This window comes from Actinoplanes awajinensis subsp. mycoplanecinus (assembly GCF_001509495.1).
In the GTDB taxonomy this organism is placed as follows: domain Bacteria; phylum Actinomycetota; class Actinomycetes; order Mycobacteriales; family Micromonosporaceae; genus Actinoplanes; species Actinoplanes palleronii.
The window spans coordinates 1-2,726 of the sequence record NZ_LLZH01000083.1 but is presented as its reverse complement, the minus strand read 5'-3'; the positions used below and the strand labels follow the sequence as shown (position 1 = coordinate 2,726).

Here is a 2,726-nt window from a genome sequence, read left to right as displayed (position 1 = left end):
GGACATCGAGATCCTGACCGAGGCCCTGGCCTACCAGGTCACGGCCCCGAAGATCCTGGCGTTCTCCCGCTTCGACGACAACGACGCCGTCGGAGGGCAAACGCGATGACCAACAACCCGGGACCAGCGATGAGTGCCCGCGTGAGCGGACGCACCTGGGCTTACACCGGTGCGATCCTCGGCGGATCAGTGTCGATCGCCGCGAACATCGCTCACTCCTTCATCCCGCCCAAGGAAGCCATCACCGCCGATTGGTCACCTGAAACGGGTGCCGTGGTCGGCGCGGTCGTCTGGCCGGTCTTCCTGTTCGTGGCCGTCGAAATCCTGGCCCGCGTCGCGTGGCCCGACGGTCGTATCTGGCACCTGCTGCGCTGGGGCGGTCTGCTCCCGGTCGCGGCTGTCGCGGCCCTCGTGTCCTACCGACACGGGTCCGGCCTTCTCGCCTTCTACGGCGAGGAACCCATCGTGTGTGTCCTCGGCCCGCTCGCTGTTGACGGACTGATGGTCATGGCCACCGGCGCGCTCCTGGCGACCGGCACCAACCAGCACACCGAACCCACATCCACCCCGGCCACCCCGGACAGCACCACCGTCCCGGCCCCGACCCTGCCGCCGCTGCCCGTCCGCCCGGACGTGGCGTTGCCGGCCGTCGAACCGCAACCGGCCAGTCCTGCCCCGGCATCGCCCGGCACGGACGAATCGGCCCGGTCGCCGGAGCCCGCACACAGCACCGTTCCGACGCCCGACGTCGTCGCCTCCCGGGTCACCAAGCCCACCGCGACCAGCCCGGCCCGACCGGACACCACCTCACGTGCGACCGCCCTGTCCAACAGGCCCCGCCCCAGCACAGCCGCACCGACGGCCGGCAAGCTGGCCCGTCCCGCCACCGACACACCTGTCACCGGCCCGGACGCCGCACAGCTGAAACTGCCGCTCGTCTCGCAGCAACTGCTGGCACGCGCCGACCAGCTGGCACGGCAGTACCGCACCGAGAACGGCGAACCGATCACCGCCGGACAACTCGCCGCACGGCTGCGCGTGAACTCCGAAAAGGCCGCTGAAGCCCTGGCCCTACTGGCCCTGGCACCTGACAGCCCGACCACGCCGATCCGCACCGTCAACGGCAACCGCCCCAGCACGACCCGCCGATAACCGACTCGACAACCAGCGTCGCACCCGAAGCCTCCCAGCTTCGGGTGCGGCCCCGGCCGCCGAGCCGACCCTTCCGCACTTCTGGTGAAAGGCACCGCGTGACCCTGGCGACGCTTCCCGTGACACCCGAGCCCACCGGCTCGGGCGCGGCAGCGTGCGTCGACCCGGCCGCCCTCGCTTGGTACCGCCGTTCCCCGGATCTGCGCCTGCAAGCGGTCGCCCGCGCCGCCCGCGATGACTTCCCCGCCTGGCTCACGCACGTGCAACCCGCCGCCGCGTGCACGCGGCCGGTCCGGCTGGCCGGAACCCTCACCACCATCGAAGCCGCGACCGGCCGCATCCTCGACCTGCGCCACACCGCGGACATGCCGGACGGGACCATTTACAAGCCCTGCGGCAACCGCCGCGCCAGCGTCTGCCCATCCTGTTCCAAGCGCTACCAGAACGACGCCTACCAGCTGGTCCGGGCCGGACTCGTCGGAGGCAAAGGCGTGCCGGCCGAAGTGGCGCGCCACCCGGCGGTGTTCCCGACCTTCACCGCACCATCGTTCGGTGAGGTCCACACCCGGCGGGTCAAGACGCACACCTGCGCCCGGCGTACCGAGTGCGACTGCCGGGCCGAGCCGTGCCACGCCCGCCGGGACCTGACCGTCTGCCCTCACGGGGCACGGCTGGCCTGCTTCGCCCGGCATGACCTCGCCGACACCCGGCTCGGAACTCCGCTGTGCCTGGACTGCTACGACCACGTCGGGCAGGTCGTCTGGAACCTGCACGCGGGCGAACTGTGGCGGCGCACGACCATCACGATCCGCCGCTACATCGAGCAGCTGTGCCGGGAACGCGGCGTGCCGAAAGTCCCGATGACCTACGAACGCAACGGCACCATTCGCACCCGCTGGGTGCTGCCGGTGCGGCTGTCGTTCGGCAAAGCCGCCGAGATGCAACGGCGCGGCGTCGCACACTTCCACGCCATCATCCGCCTCGACGGCTTCGACCCCGACCAGCCTGACGCCACCGTCGCACCACCGGCGGCCCTCAACGCCGACGACCTCGTCGCGGCCGTCGACCATGCCGCCACCACGGTCGTCTTCGCCACCGTCCCGCACCCGCGCCAGCCGGGCGGCTGGCGCATCGGCTGGGGCGACCAAGTCCTGACGAAGGTCATCACGGTCGCCGCGCTGGGAGAGGTCACCGACGCCCAGGTCGCCGCGTACCTCGCCAAATACGCCACCAAATCGACCGAGGTCACCGGGCACACCTCCGGCCGGATCACCACCGACACCATCGACCTGTACGCCGACCAGCACGGCACCCACGTCGAACGCCTCGTCGACGCCTGCTGGCGACTCGCGCACGCCCGCTGGACCTGCAAAGGCTGCGGCCAGCACAGCGACCGATGGATCTGCCCGGTCTGCGCGGCGCGCGGCCGGGAGGCACTGTGGCCGGTGCCGGAGAGCAGCCCGTTCCGGCGGCTGGGACGGTGGGCGCACATGCTCGGCTTCGGCGGCCACTTCCTCACCAAGTCGCGCCGCTACTCGGTCACCTTTGCGGTCTTGCGCGGACAGCGCATCGTG

At 71.2% G+C, this 2,726-nt stretch carries 2 protein-coding genes; both read left to right on the top strand.

Annotated elements, in window-relative coordinates; genetic code table 11:
• Positions 1–141: 141 nt before the first annotated feature.
• Complete coding sequence (locus ADL15_RS11875) at positions 142–1,152, top strand: hypothetical protein (RefSeq protein ID WP_232344038.1); 1,011 nt, start codon at positions 142–144, stop codon at positions 1,150–1,152.
• A gap of 119 nt (positions 1,153–1,271) precedes the next feature.
• On the top strand, positions 1,272–2,726 hold a 1,455-nt coding region (locus ADL15_RS11870), incomplete at its 3' end, for a replication initiator (protein ID WP_157441327.1).